The following is a 20,203-nucleotide window of genomic DNA, read 5'->3' on the forward strand; positions in this document are numbered from 1 at the left end:
GGGCGGGCTGGGCAGGTGATCGTCTGCGGTCACGGGCAGCACCGTACCGGTCGGACACCCGCCGTTCACCCGGGGCGGCCGACGTCACGATCAGTCTCGCCGCCGGCGCGTGGGGTGAACGCCTGAGGGGTCCGCTGACGCGACGACGCCGCCCCCGGCAGACGGGGACGGCGTCGGTGGACTCCGGCGGCGCGGGGCCGTCAGGTCATGTCGTCGTAGCGGCGTTCGATGGGCGCCGGCTTCGCGATCGGCTCGGGCGCCCCGATCGGCGCGGTCGCGTCGACCCGCTGCCCGGCCACGACCGGGTCCGTGTCGAACTCCAGCGGCGAGACCTCGTCGTCGTCGAGACCGGCGTAGACCTCCTTGCCCCGCCCACGCCGCTTGTCGTTGAGGAATGCGAGGCCCACCGCCCCGAAGTAGAGCGCGGAGAGGCAGATCGCCAGGGCGGTCATCCCGAACGGGTCCGGGGTGGGGGTGACCACGGCGGAGAACGCGAAGAACACGAAGATCGCCACCCGCCACCAGCTGAGCAGCCGCTTCGCGCTGGCGATGCCCACGAAGTTGAGCATCAACACCAGCAGCGGGAACTCGAACGCCACCCCGAACAGCAGGATCAGGTTGGTGACGAAGGAGATGTACTTGGTGATCTCCAAGGTCGTGCTGATCTCGCTGTCCGAGATGCTGAGCAGGAACTCCAGGCCCTTGGCCGTGACGAAGTACGCCAGTACCGCGCCGGCCGCGAACAGTGGCGCGGCCATAGCGGTGAAGAAGTACGCGTAGCGCCGCTCGTGCCGGTGCAGACCCGGCGCGATGAACGCCCAGAGCTGGTAGAGCCAGATCGGTGCGGCCACGATCAGCCCGATCCAGAGCCCGACCTTCAGGTTGAGCAGGAACAGGTCGGCCGGACCGAGCTGGACGAACTCGCACTTGCCGTCGACGATCCTGGCCTGCGGCAGGTCGCAGTACGGCTGCTGGAGGAGGTGCAGCACCGGCTTGGCGAGCCAGATGCCGACACCGAAGCCGATCAGGATCGCCAGCGAGGCGCGGAACAGACGGTTGCGCAGCTCACGGACGTGCTCGATGAGCGTCATCGAGCCGTCGGCGGCCCGTTCGAAGGTGCTCGGGCCGCGCTTACGCAGGGCGAAGGCCACGGTGGTGGGGCCCTTCGGTCAGTTGTCGCGGACGCGGTGCACCGGGTCGACGACCGGCTGCTGCGCCGGCGCCTGCTGGTACGGCGCCTGCTGCGGCTGCCCGGCGTACGGCGCCTGCTGGCCGGCGTGCGGCGGCAGCGGCTGGTAGCCGGCCTGCGCGTCAGCCTTCTCGGCCAGGTCGCGGTCGTCGTCCTGCAGGCTCTTGGTCTCGGCCTTGATGATCCGCAGCGAGCGACCCAGCGAGCGGGCCGCGTCGGGAAGCCGCTTCGCACCGAAGAGCAGGATCAGCACAACAACGAGAACGGCGATGTGCCACGGCCTAAGGGCACCCATGAGAAGCTCCAGTCGCTCTGTGTCCGGGGGGTGGTACGCAGCCCATCGTACGTGCGGATGGACCGAATGCCATCAGCCGGGGATGATGATCAGGGCCCGGCCGGTGAAGTCTTGACCAACCGCGATGATCAGTCAACCATCGCCACCCGAGCGGGGGACGACGATGGCCGGCAGAGGTCGGTCAGCCACGCTTGGCGTTGATCACGGCGAGTCGCTGCTGGGCGGTGTCGAGCTGGCGTTGGACACCCTCGGCGCGCTGCTGCAACGCCTCGGCGGTCTCCCGTAGCGCCTCCGCCTCGGTCGCCCGCCGCTGCAACGCCACCGCGGCGCGGCGCAGCTGGGGCAGCCGGCTCACCACCGGGCGTACGGCCAGCGCGAGCGCCACGAGCGGGAGCAGCACCACCGCGAGCACGATCCAGATCAGCACGCCGGTCAGCCTACTGGGTGCGGGCGGCCACCGCCGGATCGCCCGACGGCACGGAATCGGCCGGCGCACGCCGGGGAGCGGCCGCCGGCACGGCGTACGCGTCGAGCGCGGCGGCCGCGGTCGCCCGAACCTGTTCGGCCAGCTCGACCGGGGCGACCACGGTGACGTCCGGGCCGAGGCCCAGCACGAACCGCCGCGCCCACCCCAGGTCGGTCACCCGCAGCGAGACGAGCCACTGGTCGCCGTCGCCGGCCTCCACCCGCTCGCACGGGTAGTACTCGGTGATCCACCGCTCGCCCCGCCCGATCCGCAGGGTGATCAGCGGCAGGTCGGGCGACGGCCGGAAGACACCCTCGGTGCGGTCGTGCGGGACAGCCTGCGGCGGGACGGTGGCCGGCTCGTCCAGCTCGGTGATCGCGTCGATCCGGTCGGCCCGGAACAGCCGGACCGCCTCCGCGCGCCGGCACCACGCCTCCACGTACGCCCGGCCGCCGACCATCAGCATCCGCAGCGGGTCGACGACGCGCTCGGTGGTCTCGTCCCGGGCCGCCGTGTAGTAGGTGATCCGCAGCGCCTTTCCGCCCTCCACGGCGGCCCGCAGCGCCTCGACCCGCCGGGTGTCCCCGGGCAGCCGGACCGCGACCGGTGCGCCCACCAGGTCGCCGGCGGCGTCCTCGATCTTCGCGAGGGCCCGCTCGATGGCCTCCCGGTTGGCCACGCCGGGGGTCTCGGCGAGCATCCGCAGCGCCACCACGAGCGCGAGGGCCTCGTCGGGGGTGAGCCGCAGCGGGCGGTCGATGCCGGCGTCGTAGGTGATGGTCACCCGGTCGCCGTCGAACGCCATGTCGATCAGATCACCGGGGCCGTAACCGGGCAGCCCACACACCCACAGCAGCTCCAGGTCCTCCCGGAGCTGCCGTTCGGTGACGTCCAGGTCACCGGCCGCCTCGGCGATCTCGATGCCGGGCCGGGCCAGCAGGTAGGGAACCAGGTTGAGCAGCCGCGCCAGTCGGTCGGCGGAGGCGCGGGAACCGCCGCGGGCGGCCGGGCGGGTCACCGGGCACCCCCGGCGACGGTCAGCTCGTCGTGCCGGACGGCGATCTCCTTGAGGCGCTGGATGACCGCCTCGCGGACCTCCGGCGGGTCGAGCACCCGCACGTCCGGGCCGTACCCGACGAGCTGGCCGGCCAACCCGTCCGGGTCGGCGTACGGCAGGACCAGCTGGTCGCCGTCCGGCCCGGCGGTCACCTCCACCGCCCAGCGGCGCAGGCCGGCGGCCCGCCCGGACGCGGCCAGCACGGTGGCCCGGCCGGTGCGCTCCACCGGCCCGGACCAGCGGGCCACGTGGCTGATCAGGTCGACGCCGGCCGGCGGCTCGTACGCGCCGGGTGCGCCGGCCACCCGGACGGCGCCGACCACCCGGGACAGGCGGAAGCAGCGGGTCGCCGCGCGGTCCAGGTCGTGGCCGACCACGTACCACCGCCCGCGCCAGCAGACCACGCCCCACGGTTGGAGCCGTCGGCGGCTGGGCGCGTCCCGGTCGGGCACCCGGTAGTCGAACCCGACCTCGCGGCGGTCCCGCGCGGCGGCGGTCAGCGGCGCGAACGCGGGATCGACGGTGACCATCGGCTCCAGGCCGAGGGTGGCCTGCGGGTCGACGTCCACCCCGGCGGCGCGCAGCTTGGCCAGCCCGGACGACGCGGCGGCGGCCAGCCCGGCGTGCTGCCACAGACGGGCGGCGATGCCGACCGCGGCGGCCTCGTCGGGCTCCAGGGGGATGTCGGGCAGCGCGTACTCACGGTGGGCGATGCGGTAGCCGGGCTCGGCGTCGAAGACGCTGGCCGTGCCGGTCTCCAGCGGAACGCCCAGCTCGCGCAGCTCGGCCTTGTCCCGCTCGAACTTGCGCTGGAACGCCTCGTGGTCGCGCGCGTCGTCGGGGTCGTGCTCGTAGCCGGGCACGGTCGCGGCGATCTGCGCGGCGGTCAGGAACCGTCGCGTGGACAGGAGGCAGATCACCAGGTTGACCAGGCGTTCGGTGCGGGTCCGCGACACGCGGTAGACGCTAGCAGCCGACACGTCCAGGACGTGCACCCACGCGGGCGTGCCGCACACTTGTTCGGATCGGGCTCCTCCCCCGGCGCGTCGCCGCCCGCGGCCATAGTGTTGCCCTCATGTCGCAGGGCGAGATGAGGACCGAGAGCGAGAGCGTCGGCACCGTGGTCGTCGCGGGCGCCGCCAACCTCGCCATCGCGATCGCCAAACTGGTCGCCGGGCTGATCTCCGGGTCGGCCGCGATGCTCTCCGAGGCGGCGCACTCGGTCGCCGACACGACCACCGAGGTGCTGCTGTTCCAGGCGCTGCGCCGCGGGGCTCGCCCGGCCGACCGACGACACCCCTTCGGGTACGGCAAGGAGAGCTACGTCTGGGCGTTCTTCGCCGCCATGTTCACCTTCGTGGCCGGCGCCGGCTTCGCCGTCACCCACGGCGTCACCACGATCCTCGTGCACGAGCACAGCGGCGACTATCTGATCTCGTACATCGTGCTGGCGGTGTCGTTCGTCATCGAGTCGATCTCGCTGGCCCGGGCCGTGCGGCAGATCCGCCGCGAGTCCACGCGCTGGCAGACGACGCCTCGGCGATTCCTGCGACTGACCGCCGACACCACCGTCAAGGCGGTCTTCCTGGAGGACAGCGCGGCCCTGATCGGCCTGCTGCTGGCCGCGCTCGGCGTCGGCCTGTCCGAGGCCACCGGCGACGAGGTGTGGGACGGCGTCGCGTCGATCCTGATCGGGTTGCTGCTGCTGACCGTCGCCGGGATCCTGGCCAGCAACAACCTGTCGCTGCTGGTCGGCCGGGCCGTCCCGGAGCGGCTGCGCCGCGAGATCGAACGCGACCTGGCCGGGCTGCCCGAGGTGGAGCGCATCGACACCCTGCTGACGATGCAGCTCGGGCCGGACGACATCCTCGTCGCCGCGAAGGTCGACTTCCGCGACAAGGCCACCGGCGCGGCCATCGAGGCCACCGCCGACGAGGCCGAGCGGCGGCTCACCGGGCGTTACCCGGAGATCCGTTACGTTTTCCTCGACCCGACCCGCTCGCTTCCGGGAGCGGCCGGGCAGGCGCGCGACACCCAGGCCAGGCCGAGCGCGGACGCCGGCGGCGAACCCGACCGCACCTGAGGGCGGACTGCCCCGGGCGCGGGTCGGCTGGTCCGCGCGGCTAGCGTGCCCGTCATGGTGCGATGGCGGGCGGGGACGGTGGCGGCGCTGCGGCGGCAGTGGACCGGGGCGGTGGAACTCGACGTCGACCTGCCCGACGGCACGCGCATGCGAGCGCTGGCCTATCCCGAGCTGGTCGGCACGCCCGAGCCGGGTGACCGGGTGCTGCTCAACGCGGGCGCGCTGCTGATGGGCTTGGGCACCGGCGGGTACGCCCTCGTGGTGGCCCTGCCGGACCGACTGCCGCCGGACCCGCCGGAGGCCGGTGACACCCGCGATGCCGGGCACCTGGTCAAGGCCCGCTACACCCCGTTGCAGCCGATCCTGCTCGGCGTCGACGAGGAGGCCAGCCCGCACCGCGCGCTGCTGGCCGACGCCGACGACCTGGGTGGGATGCCGGTGGTCACCGCCGACCTACACTCGGCGCTACCGGCGATTCTGGCCGGCATCCGGGCCGAGGCCCCGCAGGCCCGGGTGGCGTACCTGCTCACCGACGGCGGGGCGTTGCCGGCCTGGTTCTCCCGCACGCTCGCCGGGCTGCGCGACGAGCTGGCCGGGACGATCACCGTCGGGCAGGCGTTCGGCGGCGACCTGGAGGCCACCACCCTGCACGGCGGCCTGCTCGCCGCCCGCCACGTGCTGGACGCGGACGTGGCCATCGTGGCCCAGGGGCCTGGCAACCTGGGCACCGGCACCCGGTGGGGTTTCTCCGGAGTCGCCGTCGGTGAGGCCGTCAACGCGATCGCCACGCTCGGCGGTCGACCGGTGGGCTCACTGCGCATCTCCGACGCCGACCCCCGCCCCCGACACCGGGGCGTGTCGCACCACAGCCTCACCGCGTACGGCCGGGTGGCCCTCGCCCCGGCGGAGCTGGTGGTGCCCGACGACCTGGACCCGGCCCTCGCGGCCGAGGTCGACGCGGCGCTGGCGCCGCTGGCGGCCCGACACCGGATCGTCCGAGTGCCCGCCGCCGGCCTCGACGCCGCGCTGCGCGCCAGCGCCGTTCCCCTGTCCACGATGGGCCGCAACCTCGACGCCGACCACGCCTACTTCGTAACCGCCGCCGCAGCCGGCCGCCACGCCACCACCCTCCTCCCCTAACCCGAACCCCACCCCCGCCCACCCCTGTTGATCATGAAGTTATTGCCCCGACACGCCGGGGAAACGGGCAACAACTTCATGATCAACGCGGGCGGGGCGGGGCGGGATCAGGAGAGGAAGATCAGGGCGAGCCAGCCGCCCACGATGAGCACCAGCGCCAGGGCCAGCACCCACGTCGGCACGGTGTACTCACCGCGCCGGTTGCGGTCGATCTCGGCGCGGATCTTCTCCCGCCGGCGTTCGACCCAGCTCTGCCGTTCGGTGCCGCGCCCGGAGCGCTCGGAACGGTCGGATGGTCCAGAAGTCGTCATGGCGGGCCCAGCCTACCGGGCCGGCCGGCCCCGTCGACGCCACACCACCGCCGGGGCCGGCACACCCGTCACATGCTGGCGATCAACCGCTCCACGCGCTCGTCGTACGCCCGGAAGGGGTCCTTGCAGAGCACGGTGCGCTGCGCCTGGTCGTTGAGCTTCAGGTGCACCCAGTCGACGGTGAAGTCGCGCCGCTTCTCCTGGGCGTGCCGGATGAACTCGCCGCGCAGCCGCGCCCGCGTGGTCTGCGGCGGGGTCTCCTTGGCCTCGAAGATCTCCGGGTCGGTGGCCACCCGGTCCACCTCGCCGCGACGCTCCAGCAGCCCGTAGAGGCCACGCCCACGGCGCACGTCGTGGTAGGCTAGGTCCATCTGCGCCACCCGGGGGTGGGACAGCGGCAGGTCGTGCTTGCGCTGGTAGCGCTCGATCAGCCGCAGCTTGCTGACCCAGTCGATCTCGCGCGAGACCGGCTCCAGGTCACCGCTCTCCACCGCGTTGAGGACCCGACCCCACAGCTCGACGACCCGCTTGGCGGCCTGGTCGCCGCCGCGGCGCTCGACGAACTCGGTGGCCTTGGCCAGGTACTCCTGCTGGATGTCCAGCGCGCTGACCTCCTTGCCGGAGGCCAGCCGCACCTTACGCCGGCCGGTGATGTCGTGCGACACCTCGCGGATCGCCCGGATCGGGTTCTCCAGCGACAGGTCCCGCATGACGACCCCGGCCTCGATCATCCGCAGCACGATGTCGGCGGTGCCGACCTTGAGCAGCGTGGTGACCTCGTTCATGTTCGAGTCGCCGACGATCACGTGCAGGCGCCGGTAGCGCTCGGCGTCGGCGTGCGGCTCGTCGCGGGTGTTGATGATCGGTCGGCTGCGGGTCGTCGCCGAGGAGACACCCTCCCAGATGTGCTCGGCCCGCTGGGACAGGCAGTAGACCGCGCCGCGCGGGGTCTGCAGGACCTTGCCGGCCCCACAGATCAACTGCCGGGTGACCAGGAACGGGATGAGCACGTCAGCGAGCCGGCCAAACTCGCCGTGCCGCGAGACCAGGTAGTTCTCGTGGCAACCGTAGGAGTTGCCGGCCGAGTCGGTGTTGTTCTTGAACAGGTAGATCTCACCTGCGATGCCCTCGTCGTGCAGCCGCTTCTCCGCGTCGACGAGCAGCCCCTCCAGGATCCGCTCGCCGGCCCGGTCGTGGGCCACCAGGTCGGTCACCGAGTCGCACTCCGGTGTCGCGTACTCCGGATGCGACCCGACGTCCAGGTAGAGACGGGCCCCGTTGCGCAGGAACACGTTGCTCGACCGGCCCCAGGACACGACGCGACGGAACAGATACCGCGCGACCTCGTCCGGGGACAGCCGCCGCTGCCCGCGATAGGTGCAGGTGACGCCGTACTCGGTCTCGAGGCCGAAGATTCGCCGCTCCATGATGAGACATTAGCCGCCCGGAGGCCCGGTTCGTCACTGTCACACCACAGGTCGTGCCTCGGGGGTGGTCACATACCGGTTGAGTGCGACATTCCGTCCGGCCCGATGGTCGCCATGAAGCGCCGGCAGGCGTCGTACTCCGGCAGCAGGCCGCGCTCGCGCGCCTGCGCCTGCGCCTGCGCGGCGCCGTCGCGCGCGGACAGCAGCGGGACGTCGGCGGGCCACTCGATGCCCAGCTCCTCGTCCAGCGGGTGCACCTGCTCGCCCGTCGGGTTGTACGTGGCCGAGCAGAGGTAGCTCAACGTCGCGTCGTCGGTCAGCGCGCAGAAGCCGTGCCCCAGCCCCTCGCTCAGGTAGACCGCCCGCCGGTCGGTGTCGTCCAACCGGACGCTCTCCCACCAACCGAAGGTCGGCGAGCCTACCCGCAGGTCCGCGATCACGTCGAGGACCGCGCCCCGCACACACGTCACGTACTTGGCCTACCCGGGCGGCACGTCGGCGAAGTGGACGCCGCGTACCACGCCGCGCGCCGAAACCGACAGGTTGGCCTGGGCGAGGCGCAGCGGGTGCCCCACCGCCTCGGCGAGGTGGTCGAAGCGGTACCACCCCATGAACATGCCGCGGAGGTCGCCGTGCTGCTGCGGCGTGATCTCCCACGCCCCATCGATGCCCAGCTCCCGGATCTTCATCGGGTCAACGGCGCGTCGTTCTTCTCGGCCAGCAGACCGAACAGGTAGTCGCCGAAGCCGCTCTTGGTCAGCGGCTCGGCGAGCGCGGCCAGCTGGTCGTCGTCGATGAGGCCGGCCCGCCAGGCCACCTCCTCGACGCAACCGATCTTCAGGCCCTGCCGCTCCTCGATCACCCGGACGAACTCGCCGGCCTGCATCATCGAGGCGAACGTGCCGGTGTCCAGCCAGGCCGTGCCCCGGTCCAGCAGGGTGACGGACAGCTCACCGGTCTCCCGGTACACCTCGTTGACCGCCGTGATCTCCAACTCGCCCCGGGCGCTGGGCGTGATCTTGTGGGCGATGTCCACCACGCGGTTGTCGTAGAAGTACAGGCCGGGCACCGCGTAGCGCGACTTCGGCCGAGCCGGCTTCTCCTCGATCGAGAGCACCCGACCCTCGGCGTCGAAGTCCACCACGCCATAATCCTGCGGGTTGGACACCGGGCACGCGAACACCCGGCCGCCGACGAGGTCGCTGTGGGCGGCCAACTGCCGACCCAGACCGACGCCGTGGAAGATGTTGTCGCCGAGGATCAGCCCCACCGACTCGTCGCCGATGAAGTCCGCGCCGAGGATGAACGCCTGGGCGATGCCCTCCGGGCGGGCCTGCGTGACGTACTCCAGCCGCAGTCCGAACTGGCTGCCGTCGCCGAGCAACCGGCGGAACTGGTCCTGGTCCTCCGGTGTGGTGATCATCAGGATCTCCCGCACACCGGACATCACCAGCGTGGAGAGCGGGTAGTAGATCATCGGCTTGTCGAAGACCGGCATCAGCTGCTTGGACACTGCCCGCGTGATCGGCCAGAGCCGAGAGCCGGTGCCGCCGGCGAGTACGATTCCGCGCACCGGGGGAGCTTAGCCGCAACCAACCAGCCCGTCGGCATGTCGGTTTTTGCCGGACAGCCGGCCCACCGCTTCGCGTACACTCCTGGACACGTGAGGTTCCTCGTCACCGGCGGTGCCGGATTCATCGGTTCAGAATTCGTCCGCATGCTGCTGGGCGTGCCTGGTGGCACCGCCTCGGGTGTGCCCGCGGTCGACCCCGCCGGCGTGACCGTGCTCGACAAGCTCACCTACTCGGGCAACCTGGCGAACCTCGACCCGGTGCGCGACGACCCCCGCCTGCGCTTTGTACAGGGCGACATCTGCGACCACGGTGTGGTCGACGAGGTGGTCGCCGGGCACGACGTGATCGTGCACTTCGCGGCGGAATCGCACGTCGACCGCTCGATCGCCGGCCCCGCGCCGTTCGTCACCACCAACGTGCTCGGCACGCAGACCCTGCTGGACGCCGCGCTGCGCCACGGCACCGGCCGCTTCGTGCACGTCTCCACCGACGAGGTGTACGGGTCGATCGACGAGGGCTCCTGGACCGAGACCTGGCCGCTCGCACCGAACTCGCCGTACTCGGCCTCGAAGGCCGGCTCCGACCTGCTCGCCCTGGCCTACCACCGCACCCACGGCATGGACGTGGTGGTCACCCGCTGCTCCAACAACTACGGGCCGTACCAGTTCCCCGAGAAGGTCATCCCGCTGTTCGTCTCCAACCTGCTCGACGGTGGCACCGTTCCCCTCTACGGCGACGGCGGCAACATCCGCGACTGGCTGCACGTGCACGACCACTGCCGGGGCATCGCGCTGGTTGCGCAGAAGGGCCGTGGCGGCGAGGTTTACCACATCGGCGGCGGCACGGAGCTGACCAACAAGGAGCTGACCGGCCTGCTGCTGGATGCCTGCGGCGCCGACTGGGACCGGGTCGTCCCGGTTGCCGACCGCAAGGGCCACGACCGCCGCTACTCGCTGGACATCACCAAGATCAATCAAGAGTTGGGGTACGCCCCGAGCATCGACCTCGCCGACGGCCTGGCGCAGACCGTGCAGTGGTACCGCGAAAACCGGGCCTGGTGGGAGCCGTTGAAGGCCGCACCGGCCGCATGACCCGGTCGTCCGACGCCGACGATCGGGCCGCCGCGAGTCGGCCACTCCTTCCGGCTGGCACACCACCCTGGCCGCCGCGTTCGCCTCCGCCACCACCGGCGACCGAGGCGGCTTCAACAGCCTCCTACGTCGGTCTATGCGACCGCCCGTGCAAGATCGGTGGAGCCGAAGCAGGACAGGGCGTTTAACGCCGTCGGCGGGCGCCCCGTTCCTCCGGGCCGCCCGCCGACACGACAGGCGCTACTTGCCGTCCGCCGGCTTGTCCTCCAGGTCGGCGGAGCCCGCCGACGTCGTCGGCTTGTGCGCCTCCGTGGTCGGCTGCGCCGGCGTGTCCGGCCCACCCGCCTCGGCCGGCTCCTCCGCCTCCGCGACGTCACCGTCGAGCAGTGCCGTCAGCGCCGCCCCCGTGATCCGGCGGAATGTACGTCCCACCCGCTGACGGTCCAGCACCGCCACCTCGAGCTGGTTCGCGGCGATGGTACGGGCCGCACCGCCCTCACCACCGACGGTGCTCAACGCCTGCACCGCCACCCGGACCGCCTCGCCGAGCGACATGTCCGCACGGTGCTGCGACTTCAGCACACCGGTGATCGCCTCGGCCTGGCCACCCATGGCCATCCGGCCCGGCTCGTCGTTGACCGACCCGTCGTACGTGAGCCGGTACAGCTCGTCGTCGTCCGGGGTCGCCCCGACCTCCGCGACGCAGATCTCCACCTCGAACGGCTTCGACTGCTCGGTAAAGATCGCGCCGAGCGTCTGCGCGAACGCGTTCGCCAGCGCCCGCCCGGTGACGTCGCGCCGGTCGTAGCTCAGGCCGTTCAGGTCGGCCATCCGCACGCCCGCCCGGCGCAGGTTCTCGAACTCGTTGTACCGACCGACGGCGGCGAAGCCGATCCGGTCGTAGATCTCGCTGACCTTGTGCAGGGCGCTGGAGAGGTTCTCCGCGACGAAGAGCACCCCGCCGGAGTAGCTCAAGACCACCGCGCTGCGACCCCGGGCGATGCCCTTGCGGGCCAGCTCGGAGCGGTCGCGCATGATCTGTTCGGGCGAGGCGTAGAACTGCATGGCCACGGCGGCGGTTCTCCTTACGGCGCTGTGCTGACGACTGCGGACTGGTGGGGGTGGACGGGGCTCATCCGCCCGGGTTCTCCATCCGGCCGGCGACCACACCCTCGGCGATCGCCGCCGTCTCGGTGTCGGTCAATCGGCGGGTGCCCTCGGCGGTAGCGGTCATCACCACCGGATAGATCCGGCGAGTCAGGTCCGGTCCGCCGGTGGCGGTGTCGTCGTCGGCCGCGTCGTAGAGCGCCTCGACCGCGAGCCGGGTCGCGTCGTCGACGGACAGGCCCGCCCGGAAACGCTTCTTCAGCGCCGACTTGGCGAAGAGCGAGCCGGAGCCGATCGCGTCGTACCCGGTCTCCTCGTACGGGCCACCGGTCACGTCGAAGCTGAAGATCCGCCCCGCCCGCGCCGGGTCGGCGGCGGCCAGGTCGAAGCCGGCGAACAGCGGCACGACGGCGAGACCCTGCATGGCCGCGCCCAGGTTGCCCCGGATCATCGACGCCAGCCGGTTGGCCTTGCCGTCGAGCGAGAGCATCGCGCCCTCGATCTTCTCGTAGTGCTCCAGCTCCACCTGGAACAGTCGCATCAGCTCGATGCCGATGCCCGCGGTGCCCGCGATGCCGACCAGCGAGTACGCGTCGGCGGGGTGCACCTTCTCGATGTCGCGCTGGGCGATCAGGTTGCCCATGGTGGCCCGTCGGTCGCCGGCCATCACCACGCCACCGGCGGCCGAGATCGCCACGATGGTGGTCGCGTGCGGCGCCAGGTCGGCGGCCATGCCCGGCGGAAGGGGTCGACGACCGGGCAGCATCTCGGGCGCCACCCGGCTCAGAAACGTGGTGAAGGAGGACGTCCCCGCGTTGGTGAACACATCTGGTAGACGCCCGGATGGATCAAAGCCCGCTGCCACGTGGTTCCTCTCAGGTACGTGATCGCCCTGGCCAGCCTCGTAGGACTGTCACGGAACTGGCCAAGACCACCGTTGCAGTTGAAGCAGAGTATCCCGCGCACCCATCCGGTGCGATGATCGTGGTCCAGATGTTGTGGGTCCGCGCCGCCACAGATCGCGCAGACCCCGCCCTGCTCGGCCAGGAGCTCCTGAAACTCCTTCTCGCCGATGCCGCACCGCCGCCGCAGGTGATACTCGCGTGTCCCGCCGTAGAGCCGCTGCCTCACTTCCTTGGTGCGGCTGTTGTGGCACGGCTTGCAGTACGTGGCATAGCCCGTGCTGTCGGCACGGTTACGGGGGAAGTCGGCCACGGGCTTGACGGTTCCACAGTCGGCGCAGAAGCGGTGGCCTTCCGGAACTTCCCGGGCGGGCTTCACCCCTCGGCCATGCCTCCCTTTCACCCGCTTGGCGTAACTGGCCTTCGAGCGCTCGTTGAAGCAAGGCTTGCAATAGCTGCCGCGACCGCTGGGACGCTTGCTGCTCGCACAGAACTCGTCGAGCGGCTTCCATTCCCCGCAGTCGCGGCACCGGCGTCGGCCGTTCTGATCATCCAAGGGAAGCGGCATGTCCGTTTTGCCCTAGAATAATCACTGACCTCCTTTTTGCACGTAACCTCTCACGAACTCCTCTGCGTTCTCCTCGAGGACGGAGTCGATCTCGTCGAGGAGGTCGTCGACGTCCTCGGTGATCTCGGCGTGCCGCTCGGCCACCTCGGGGTTGACCTCCGTGGTGACGTCCTCGATCTCCTCGCCCTGGCGGGACTTGCCGGACTGCGACTGGCCGCCGCTGTCATGAGTGGCCATTGCTGCCTCCTCCACGATCGTCTGCGATGAACTTACCTCGCTCGGACGACGAAAAGCCCGCCGCGCGCCGGCTTGCGGCGCACAGCGGGCATTCGGCGGCGCGTTCAGCCGCCGGTCAGCGTCTCCAACAGGTCCTTGGCGCTGGCGCAGCGGTCGAACAGGGCGCCGACGTGGGCGCGGGTGCCCCGCTCCGGCTCCATCATCGGCACCCGGACCAGCGATTCGCGGCCCACGTCGAAAATCACCGAGTCCCAGCTCGCGGCGACCACCTCGGAGGCGTACTGGGCGAGGCAGCGGCCACGGAAGTAGGCCCGGGTGTCCTCCGGAGGCTCGGTCATGGCGCTGCGGATCTCCTCGTCGGTGAGCAGCGTCTTCATCGCCCCTCGGGAGACCAGCCGGTTGTAGAGGCCCTTGTCCGGGCGTACGTCGGAGTACTGCAGGTCGACGAGTTGAAGCTTGTGCGAGCCCCAGCCGAGCTTCTCCCGGTCGCGGTAGCCCTCCAGCAGCCGCAGCTTGGCCACCCAGTCCAGCTCGTCAGCGCAGAGCATCGGGTCACGGCCGAGCCGGTCCAGCACGTCCTCCCAGCGGTCCAGCACGTCGGCGGTCTGCTCGTCGACGTCGGTGCCGTAGCGGTCGTCGACAAAGGACCGCACCCGCTCCAGGTACGCCCACTGCACGTCCAGGGCGGTCAGCCGGCGGCCGTCGCGCAGCCTCATGAGGTGCGTGAGCGAGGGGTCGTGGCTGACCGCGCGCAGTTCGCTGACCGGGTCGGCGATGCCGAGGTCGGCGCCGAGCGCCTTCTCCTCGATCATGGTGAGGATCAGCGCGGTGGCGCCGACCTTGAGGTAGGTGGAGATCTCCGAGAGGTTGGCGTCGCCGATGATGACGTGCAGCCGGCGGTACTTGTCGGCGTCGGCGTGCGGCTCGTCGCGGGTGTTGATGATCGGTCGCTTGAGGGTGGTCTCCAGGCCGACCTCGACCTCGAAGAAGTCGGCGCGCTGGGAGATCTGGAAGCCGCTCTGCCCGCCGTCCTGCCCGATGCCGACGCGGCCGGCGCCGCAGACGATCTGTCGGGTCACGAAGAACGGCGTCAGGTACGCCACGATGTCGGCGAACGGGGTCTGCCGGCGCATCAGGTAGTTCTCGTGGGCGCCGTAGCTGGCGCCCTTGTTGTCGGTGTTGTTCTTGTAGAGGTGGATCGGCTGGCTGCCGGGGATGGTGGCGGCCCGGCGGGACGCCTCGGCCATGACCCGCTCGCCGGCCTTGTCCCAGCGGACGATGTCGCGGGGGGTGGTGACCTCTGGGGTGGAGTATTCGGGGTGGGCGTGGTCCACGTAGAGGCGTGCGCCGTTGGTGAGTATCACGTTGGCCAGGCCGAGGTCCTCGTCGGCGAGGGCCTCGGCGGGGTCGTAGGCGGCCCCGGAGTAGGTGAAGCCGCGGGCGTCGCGCAGCGGCGACTCCTCCTCGTAGTCCCAGCGGGCACGCCCGCCCCGGTTGAGCTCAGGCCGGGCCCCGTAGGCGTTGACCACCTGGGACGAGGTGACCATCGGGTTGGCTCCGGCCTGGCCGGGCACGGAGATGCCGTACTCGACCTCGGTGCCCATGATCCGTCTTACGCTCATCGACCTACCCGCTTCGCTCGCCCGACCCGGTCCCCCGTCATGTCGAGCGTAGTCCGCCTGTTCGGGGACGGGGGCACGCCGGTGCGGGCGGGTCACGGGTGTCGGCCCGTGGCGGCGCGCTCAGTACTCGACGATCATTGGCACGGTGGTGGCCTGCGGGCGGAGTTCGGGGTACCTGGTCAGCAGACTGTCGACGCGTCGCTGCGCGGCCGGGTCGCTGATCAGCAGCCGGATCGGGCCGGACATCCCGCGCAGCATCTGGCGGGTGCGCTCAGGTTCCTCGAACACCGGCAGGTAGATGGCCGGCTCGGTCTGCGCGGTGCTGGCCTGCAGGGCGGACAGGCAGATCGATTCGTGGTAGCCGCGGTAGGCGGTGCGGTCCAGCACGACGGTGATGGTGCCCTGCTCGGCGGGGTGTCGGCGGTACGCGGTGGCGCAGACCTGAGCCACTCTCGACGGCTTGTCGACGCTGTACCCGACCCACAGCTGGGTCCAGCTGTGTTTGTCGACCACGAGCAGGCTGCCGCGCCAACCGGTGAGCCCGCAGAGGGTCACGACGGTGAGCACGGCCAGGGCGGCGGCGAGCGCGGGGATCGCGGCGGCGGGGGGCCGGGTGCTCGCCGCCGGACGGGACGGGCAGCAGCCGGACCAGGGCGGCGGTGCCGACGATCAGCAGGCCGGTGGCGGGGTGTGTGCCCTTCATGAAGTAGTACGCGGGCTGGACGCCGGCGAGGATGTTGGCCAGGGCGATGGCGAGAGCGAACCCGACCGCCACCAGCACGGCGGCGAGGTGACGACGCCAGGCCCGGTCGGCGCGGCGGGCCTGGATCACGAGGGCGATCAGCACGATCGGGGTGAGGCCGAGCAGCGTGCGCCACGCCTCGGCGACCTCGGGGCCGGCCTTGGCGTCGAGCGCCTCGGTCTGGCTGTCGCCGAGGACTCCGAACAGCAGGGGCAGCGGGGCGAGCAGTGCGGTGACCAGGCCGACCGTGAGCAGCGTCCGGCGGATCTGGGACAGCTCGCGGCGGTGCGCGATGAGCCAGCCGAGAACGAGCAGCCCGGCCGGTGGAAGGAACAGGTAGTAGGTGAAGCCGATGCCGATGAGCAGGGCGGCCAGCAGCACGGTCTGTTCGCGGTTGCCGGCCAGCGGGCGTACGACCAGGACGGCCAGCGCGACGGCGAGAGCGAGGCCGAGGACCTCGCTGGGGTAGCCGGCGATCAGCAGTCGGGGCATCTGGCTGCCGAGGACGAGCGCCCCGACGACGATCGTCAGGACGCCCCGGTGCAACGGGTGCAGGGGTCCGGGCAGTCGCTGGGCGGCCCAGAACAGGGTGAGCACGAGCAGGCCGAAGGTGGCGAAGCACCACCACCCGTAGTGCGTGAGGCTGCTGACCCCGCTGGACGTTCCGGTGGCCGAGCGCAGGTGCGCGTCGAGCAGCGCCGTGGTGAGATGCCATCCCTGCGGGTAGCGGACGAGCAACGAGACGATCTCGTCGCGGGAACCGGTCGGGTCGAGAAAGACGTACCCGCCGAGCCGGCCGATGGCGTCGACGAGGGCGACGTGGCGGAAATTGTCCTCGCCGAGGGCGAGCAGGCTGAGACGCCCGGCGAGGGTGCCGGCACGCAGCCAGGGCAGGGCGAGGTAGCCCACGGCGGCGGCGGTGGCGACGATCGGCAGGAGGTCGGTCCAGTCCGGACGAGGCAGGGTGGGACGTCTATCGGTGACCGCCGCGATGAGGGTGAGCGTCGTCAGCGCCGCGCCGCTGACCGCGACCGGGTGCAGCCCCCACGGCCAGACCGTGAAGAGCAGGCCGGCGACGGTGGTGGCGCCGACGAGCAGCAGCGCGCCGAGCAGCAGGCGGTCGAGCAGGGTCCGGCCGCCGCGCAGCAGGCTGGCCGTGGCCAGCAGCACGAGCGGGGGCAGCAGCCAGGCCAGGTGCAGGGGGTACGCCGCCGCGGGGACCAGCCAGGCTGCCGCCAGCGCGATGAGCAGCCGACGGTCCGGGCGGGTGGGCGGCGGGGTCCCCGGGTCGGCCGCGGCGCGTGCCGGCGGGACGGTGACGGTGCGCTCGGACGGCACGCGGATCCTCGACGGGCGAAGGAGGTGGGGGCGCCACAGCGCACCGGGTGGGATCGGGCGCGTGTGGCCGGTCGGCGCGACGGGTGGGCCCGGGACGCGTCGCGTCCCGGGCCCCGGTGGTGTCACCGTTTGTTCAGAGGTACTGGCCGGTGTTGCTGGCGGTCTCGATGGACCGGCCGGCCTCGGCGCCCTTGCCGCCGGAGACGAGCGTGCGGATGTAGACGATCCGCTCGCCCTTCTTGCCGGAGATGCGGGCCCAGTCGTCGGGGTTGGTGGTGTTGGGCAGGTCCTCGTTCTCGCGGAACTCGTCGACGCAGGCGTCGAGCAGGTGCTGCAGGCGCATGCCCTTGCGACCGGAGGTGAGGAATTCCTTGATGGCCATCTTCTTGCTCCGGTCGACGATGTTCTGGATCATCGCGCCGGAGTTGAAGTCCTTGAAGTAGAGGACTTCCTTGTCACCGTTGGCGTAGGTGACCTCGAGGAAGCGGTTCTCCTCGGTTTCGGAGTACATCCGCAGCACCACGGCGTCGATCATCGCGGCGACGGTGGCCTGGGGGTCGGCTCCGTGTTCGGCGAGGTCGTCCGGGTGCAGCGGGAGCCCGGAGAGGATGTACTTGGAGAAGATGTCCTTCGCCGCCTCGGCGTCCGGTCGCTCGATCTTGATTTTCACGTCGAGCCGACCGGGGCGCAGGATCGCCGGGTCGATCATGTCTTCCCGGTTGGAGGCGCCGATGACGATGACGTTCTCCAGGCCCTCAACGCCGTCGATCTCACTGAGCAGCTGCGGGACGATCGTGTTCTCCACGTCGGAGGAGACGCCGGAGCCGCGGGTCCGGAAGATTGAGTCCATCTCGTCGAAGAACACGATCACCGGGGTGCCCTCGCCGGCCTTCTCCCGAGCCCGCTGGAAGATCAGCCGGATGTGCCGCTCGGTCTCGCCGACGTACTTGTTGAGCAACTCCGGGCCTTTGATGTTGAGGAAGAAGCTGGTGTGCTTCTCCTTGCCCTGGCGCTCGGCGATCTTCTTGGCCAGCGAGTTGGCCACCGCCTTGGCGATCAGCGTCTTGCCGCAACCGGGCGGGCCGTAGAGCAGGATGCCCTTGGGCGGGCGGAGCTGGTGCTCGCGGAACAGGTCCGCGTGCAGGAACGGCAGCTCCACCGCGTCGCGGATCTGCTCGATCTGCGACTGGAGGCCACCGATGTCGCCGTAGTCGACGTCGGGCACCTCCTCCAGGACCAGCTCCTCGACCTCGCTCTTCGGGATCCGCTCGTACGCGTACGCCGAGCGGGGCTCGATCATGAGCGAGTCGCCGGCCCGGATCGCCGAGCCGATGAGCGTCTCGGCGAGGTGCACGATGCGCTCCTCGTCGGAGTGGGAGACCACCAGCGCCCGGTCGCCCGGCCCGCCGTTCGGTCCCTCCAGGATCTCCTTGAGCATCACGACCTCACCGACCCGCTCGTACCCGAACGCGTCGACGATGTTGAGCGCGTCGTTGAGCAGGACCTCCTGACCGCGGCGCAACTCGTCCACGTCCAGTGAGGGCGAGACGGCGACCCGTAGCTTGCGGCCGCCGGTGAAGACGTCCACCGTCCCGTCGTCGTGCTTGGCCAGGAAAACTCCGTAGCCACTCGGCGGCTGCGCGAGCCGGTCGATCTCCTCCTTGAGCGTGACGATCTGCGTGCGAGCCTCCTTGAGGGTGCTCACCAGCCGATCGTTGTTCTCGGTCAGCCGCGCCAACTGTGCCTGGGTGGCCGCCAGCCGCTCTTCGAGCTGCCGGACGTGTCGGGGGCTTTCGGTCAACTTCCGCCGCACCAGGGCGAGTTCCTCCTGAAGGAACGCGACCTGCGTGGAGAGATCGTGGGCTTCCTTCTCCCACCGTGCGGCGCGCGAGTCCGCGTCGTCGCTGCGTGCTGCCACGTCCCACCTCCCCGGGGGGCTTGAACGTTCTGACCTAACACTAGCCGCTATGAGCCCGATTCGGTCCCACGCAACACCCTCGTCACCGAACCTTGATCGCCAAGGGTGGCCTGGCGGGCCGGTACCGGCGTTCGGGTACCGTCGGAGGCTGGTACGGGAGAACATGGGGGGTGCACCGGTGGCCGAGGTCGCGACCGACCAGTTGCAGGTCTGGGTGGACCAGGATCTCTGCACGGGTGACGGGCTCTGCGTGCAGTACGCGCCGGAGGTGTTCGAGTTCGACATCGACGGCCTGGCGTACGTCAAGGGCGTCGACGGCGAGCTGCGGATGGCGCCGGGCAGCCGGGTGGACGTGCCCGCGCACCTGCGCCTCGAAGTGATCGACTCCGCGAAGGAGTGCCCGGGCGACTGCATCCACGTGGTGCGCGGCGACGGCGTCGAGGTCGCCGGCCCGGACGCCGAGGACGACTGAGCCGAACGGGCGCCGGCGTCGCGCGGACCGCGCGACGCCGGCTCGACCCGACCGGGGTGGCTCAGAGCATCGGGCGGCCGACCACCGACGCCACCAGCCGGGCGAACTCCTCCAAGCGGGCGATCTGCCCCGCCCCGCCGTCGTCGAGCGTCTTGCCGAAGCGCAGCGCGTCGTGCCGGGGCGTACCCGCCATTTCCTCGCTCGGCGGCGGCGCCTCGTCCAACGAGGTGAGCAGCAGGTAGACGTCGACGCTGTCGACTCGGATCTCGCCGCTGTCTAAGCGGTTGAGCCGCCGCCGGCAGCCCACCTCGGTGACCGTGGAGACCGGCACGACCCGCAGGGACGACGTCATCGATCCCGGCGGCCCCTCCCCCGGCGGCACGTCCTCGCCGTGCCAGAGGATCAGCCGGCTGCCGTCGCAGACGACGACCTCCTGCCACACGCCGTTGACCTCGTTGACGAAGCGTTCCAGGGTGAAGCCGAGCACCGAGGCGCCGCGCAGCACCCCGCCGAGCGCCTCCAGGGCGACGTCCGGGTCGCGCAGATAGGCCCGCGCCGCCGACTCCAGGTCCTGGTAGGGCGACCAGTCCGGAAACACGGCGGGCAGGTCGCCACCGCCGTAACCCGGTCGGCTCATGCCGCCGCCTCCCCCCGCTCGCCGATG

The 20,203-nt window shown here is 71.1% G+C and carries 21 protein-coding genes and 1 pseudogene; 4 read left to right on the forward strand and 18 right to left on the reverse strand.

The window, feature by feature from the left end:
- Positions 1–200: 200 nt before the first annotated feature.
- From tatC to OG505_RS10920, 5 genes are all read right to left on the reverse strand, one after another.
- On the reverse strand, positions 201–1,151 hold the full coding sequence (tatC, locus tag OG505_RS10900) for a twin-arginine translocase subunit TatC (protein ID WP_405432953.1): 951 nt from the start codon (positions 1,149–1,151) through the stop codon (positions 201–203).
- A gap of 18 nt (positions 1,152–1,169) precedes the next feature.
- A complete protein-coding gene (tatA, locus tag OG505_RS10905) occupies positions 1,170–1,484 on the reverse strand; it encodes a Sec-independent protein translocase subunit TatA (protein WP_405432954.1) in 315 nt (104 codons plus the stop codon).
- Positions 1,485–1,665: 181 nt separating this feature from the next.
- Positions 1,666–1,911 carry a hypothetical protein gene (locus OG505_RS10910; RefSeq protein WP_405432955.1) on the reverse strand — a complete coding sequence of 82 codons (246 nt, stop codon included), beginning with the start codon at positions 1,909–1,911 and terminating at the stop codon, positions 1,666–1,668.
- Between the two features lie 10 nt (positions 1,912–1,921).
- Complete coding sequence (locus tag OG505_RS10915; RefSeq protein WP_405432956.1) at positions 1,922–2,968, reverse strand: helix-turn-helix transcriptional regulator; 1,047 nt, start codon at positions 2,966–2,968, stop codon at positions 1,922–1,924.
- Positions 2,965–3,963, reverse strand: coding sequence for a helix-turn-helix transcriptional regulator (locus tag OG505_RS10920; RefSeq protein WP_405432958.1), 999 nt, complete (start codon positions 3,961–3,963; stop codon positions 2,965–2,967). Before OG505_RS10920 ends, OG505_RS10915 begins: the two co-directional genes overlap by 4 nt.
- A gap of 119 nt (positions 3,964–4,082) precedes the next feature.
- On the opposite strand from OG505_RS10920, the gene OG505_RS10925 reads away from it, so the two are divergent.
- The gene (locus OG505_RS10925) at positions 4,083–5,090 is read left to right on the forward strand and encodes a cation diffusion facilitator family transporter (RefSeq protein ID WP_405432959.1); all 1,008 of its coding nucleotides are present in this window, start codon (positions 4,083–4,085) and stop codon (positions 5,088–5,090) included.
- A 54-nt stretch (positions 5,091–5,144) separates the two neighbouring features.
- Positions 5,145–6,230 (forward strand): DUF3866 family protein, encoded by a 1,086-nt coding sequence (locus OG505_RS10930; protein WP_405432961.1) that lies wholly within the window; start codon positions 5,145–5,147, stop codon positions 6,228–6,230.
- 107 nt (positions 6,231–6,337) lie between these two features.
- Here OG505_RS10930 and OG505_RS10935 read toward each other — a convergent pair whose 3' ends face one another.
- From OG505_RS10935 to rfbA, 4 genes and pseudogenes are all read right to left on the reverse strand, one after another.
- Complete coding sequence (locus OG505_RS10935; RefSeq protein ID WP_405432963.1) at positions 6,338–6,541, reverse strand: hypothetical protein; 204 nt, start codon at positions 6,539–6,541, stop codon at positions 6,338–6,340.
- A 68-nt stretch (positions 6,542–6,609) separates the two neighbouring features.
- A complete protein-coding gene (pafA, locus tag OG505_RS10940; RefSeq protein WP_234581936.1) occupies positions 6,610–7,968 on the reverse strand; it encodes a Pup--protein ligase in 1,359 nt (452 codons plus the stop codon).
- Positions 7,969–8,036: 68 nt separating this feature from the next.
- Positions 8,037–8,657 (reverse strand): annotated as a pseudogene (locus OG505_RS10945) (dTDP-4-dehydrorhamnose 3,5-epimerase family protein).
- On the reverse strand, positions 8,654–9,541 hold the full coding sequence (gene rfbA / locus OG505_RS10950) for a glucose-1-phosphate thymidylyltransferase RfbA (protein WP_405432964.1): 888 nt from the start codon (positions 9,539–9,541) through the stop codon (positions 8,654–8,656). The pseudogene OG505_RS10945 and the gene rfbA overlap by 4 nt, the downstream one beginning before the upstream one ends.
- Positions 9,542–9,631: 90 nt before the next feature.
- On the opposite strand from rfbA, the gene rfbB reads away from it, so the two are divergent.
- A complete protein-coding gene (rfbB, locus tag OG505_RS10955; protein ID WP_405432965.1) occupies positions 9,632–10,633 on the forward strand; it encodes a dTDP-glucose 4,6-dehydratase in 1,002 nt (333 codons plus the stop codon).
- Positions 10,634–10,873: 240 nt separating this feature from the next.
- Here rfbB and prcA read toward each other — a convergent pair whose 3' ends face one another.
- The 8 genes from prcA to arc all read right to left on the reverse strand — a co-directional run bounded on the left by prcA (position 10,874) and on the right by arc (position 19,067).
- Entirely contained in the window at positions 10,874–11,704 is an 831-nt protein-coding gene (prcA, locus tag OG505_RS10960; RefSeq protein WP_405432966.1) for a proteasome subunit alpha, read from the reverse strand.
- 61 nt (positions 11,705–11,765) lie between these two features.
- Positions 11,766–12,605 carry a proteasome subunit beta gene (prcB, locus tag OG505_RS10965; protein WP_234581940.1) on the reverse strand — a complete coding sequence of 280 codons (840 nt, stop codon included), beginning with the start codon at positions 12,603–12,605 and terminating at the stop codon, positions 11,766–11,768.
- Entirely contained in the window at positions 12,524–13,198 is a 675-nt protein-coding gene (locus OG505_RS10970; RefSeq protein WP_405432967.1) for an endonuclease VII domain-containing protein, read from the reverse strand. Before OG505_RS10970 ends, prcB begins: the two co-directional genes overlap by 82 nt.
- 33 nt (positions 13,199–13,231) lie before the next feature.
- Positions 13,232–13,447, reverse strand: coding sequence for a ubiquitin-like protein Pup (locus tag OG505_RS10975; RefSeq protein ID WP_278152540.1), 216 nt, complete (start codon positions 13,445–13,447; stop codon positions 13,232–13,234).
- 104 nt (positions 13,448–13,551) lie between these two features.
- Positions 13,552–15,069, reverse strand: coding sequence for a depupylase/deamidase Dop (gene dop, locus OG505_RS10980; protein WP_405432969.1), 1,518 nt, complete (start codon positions 15,067–15,069; stop codon positions 13,552–13,554).
- A gap of 120 nt (positions 15,070–15,189) precedes the next feature.
- Complete coding sequence (locus tag OG505_RS10985; RefSeq protein WP_405432970.1) at positions 15,190–15,357, reverse strand: hypothetical protein; 168 nt, start codon at positions 15,355–15,357, stop codon at positions 15,190–15,192.
- On the reverse strand, positions 15,341–17,149 hold the full coding sequence (locus OG505_RS10990) for a hypothetical protein (protein WP_405432971.1): 1,809 nt from the start codon (positions 17,147–17,149) through the stop codon (positions 15,341–15,343). Before OG505_RS10990 ends, OG505_RS10985 begins: the two co-directional genes overlap by 17 nt.
- Before the next feature lie 133 nt (positions 17,150–17,282).
- A complete protein-coding gene (arc, locus tag OG505_RS10995; protein WP_234581942.1) occupies positions 17,283–19,067 on the reverse strand; it encodes a proteasome ATPase in 1,785 nt (594 codons plus the stop codon).
- A gap of 178 nt (positions 19,068–19,245) precedes the next feature.
- Between arc and OG505_RS11000 the strand changes: the two genes are divergently transcribed.
- Complete coding sequence (locus OG505_RS11000) at positions 19,246–19,539, forward strand: ferredoxin (RefSeq protein ID WP_039908212.1); 294 nt, start codon at positions 19,246–19,248, stop codon at positions 19,537–19,539.
- A 61-nt stretch (positions 19,540–19,600) separates the two neighbouring features.
- Here OG505_RS11000 and OG505_RS11005 read toward each other — a convergent pair whose 3' ends face one another.
- Positions 19,601–20,176 (reverse strand): hypothetical protein, encoded by a 576-nt coding sequence (locus OG505_RS11005; protein ID WP_405432973.1) that lies wholly within the window; start codon positions 20,174–20,176, stop codon positions 19,601–19,603.
- Between the last annotated feature and the right edge of the window lie 27 nt (positions 20,177–20,203).

Source organism: Micromonospora sp. NBC_00617 (assembly GCF_045161355.1).
Classification (GTDB): Bacteria; Actinomycetota; Actinomycetes; order Mycobacteriales; family Micromonosporaceae; genus Micromonospora.

Excerpts from the sequence above, each read along its gene's own strand:
- tatA (WP_405432954.1), bottom strand. The coding sequence starts at position 1,484 with ATGGGTGCCCTTAGGCCGTGGCACATCGCCGTTCTCGTTGTTGTGCTG.
- OG505_RS10925 (WP_405432959.1), top strand. The coding sequence starts at position 4,083 with ATGTCGCAGGGCGAGATGAGGACCGAGAGCGAGAGCGTCGGCACCGTG.
- OG505_RS10930 (WP_405432961.1), top strand. The coding sequence starts at position 5,145 with ATGGTGCGATGGCGGGCGGGGACGGTGGCGGCGCTGCGGCGGCAGTGG.
- OG505_RS10935 (WP_405432963.1), bottom strand. The coding sequence starts at position 6,541 with ATGACGACTTCTGGACCATCCGACCGTTCCGAGCGCTCCGGGCGCGGC.
- pafA (WP_234581936.1), bottom strand. The coding sequence starts at position 7,968 with ATGGAGCGGCGAATCTTCGGCCTCGAGACCGAGTACGGCGTCACCTGC.
- OG505_RS10975 (WP_278152540.1), bottom strand. The coding sequence starts at position 13,447 with ATGGCCACTCATGACAGCGGCGGCCAGTCGCAGTCCGGCAAGTCCCGC.
- dop (WP_405432969.1), bottom strand. The coding sequence starts at position 15,069 with ATGAGCGTAAGACGGATCATGGGCACCGAGGTCGAGTACGGCATCTCC.
- OG505_RS11005 (WP_405432973.1), bottom strand. The coding sequence starts at position 20,176 with ATGAGCCGACCGGGTTACGGCGGTGGCGACCTGCCCGCCGTGTTTCCG.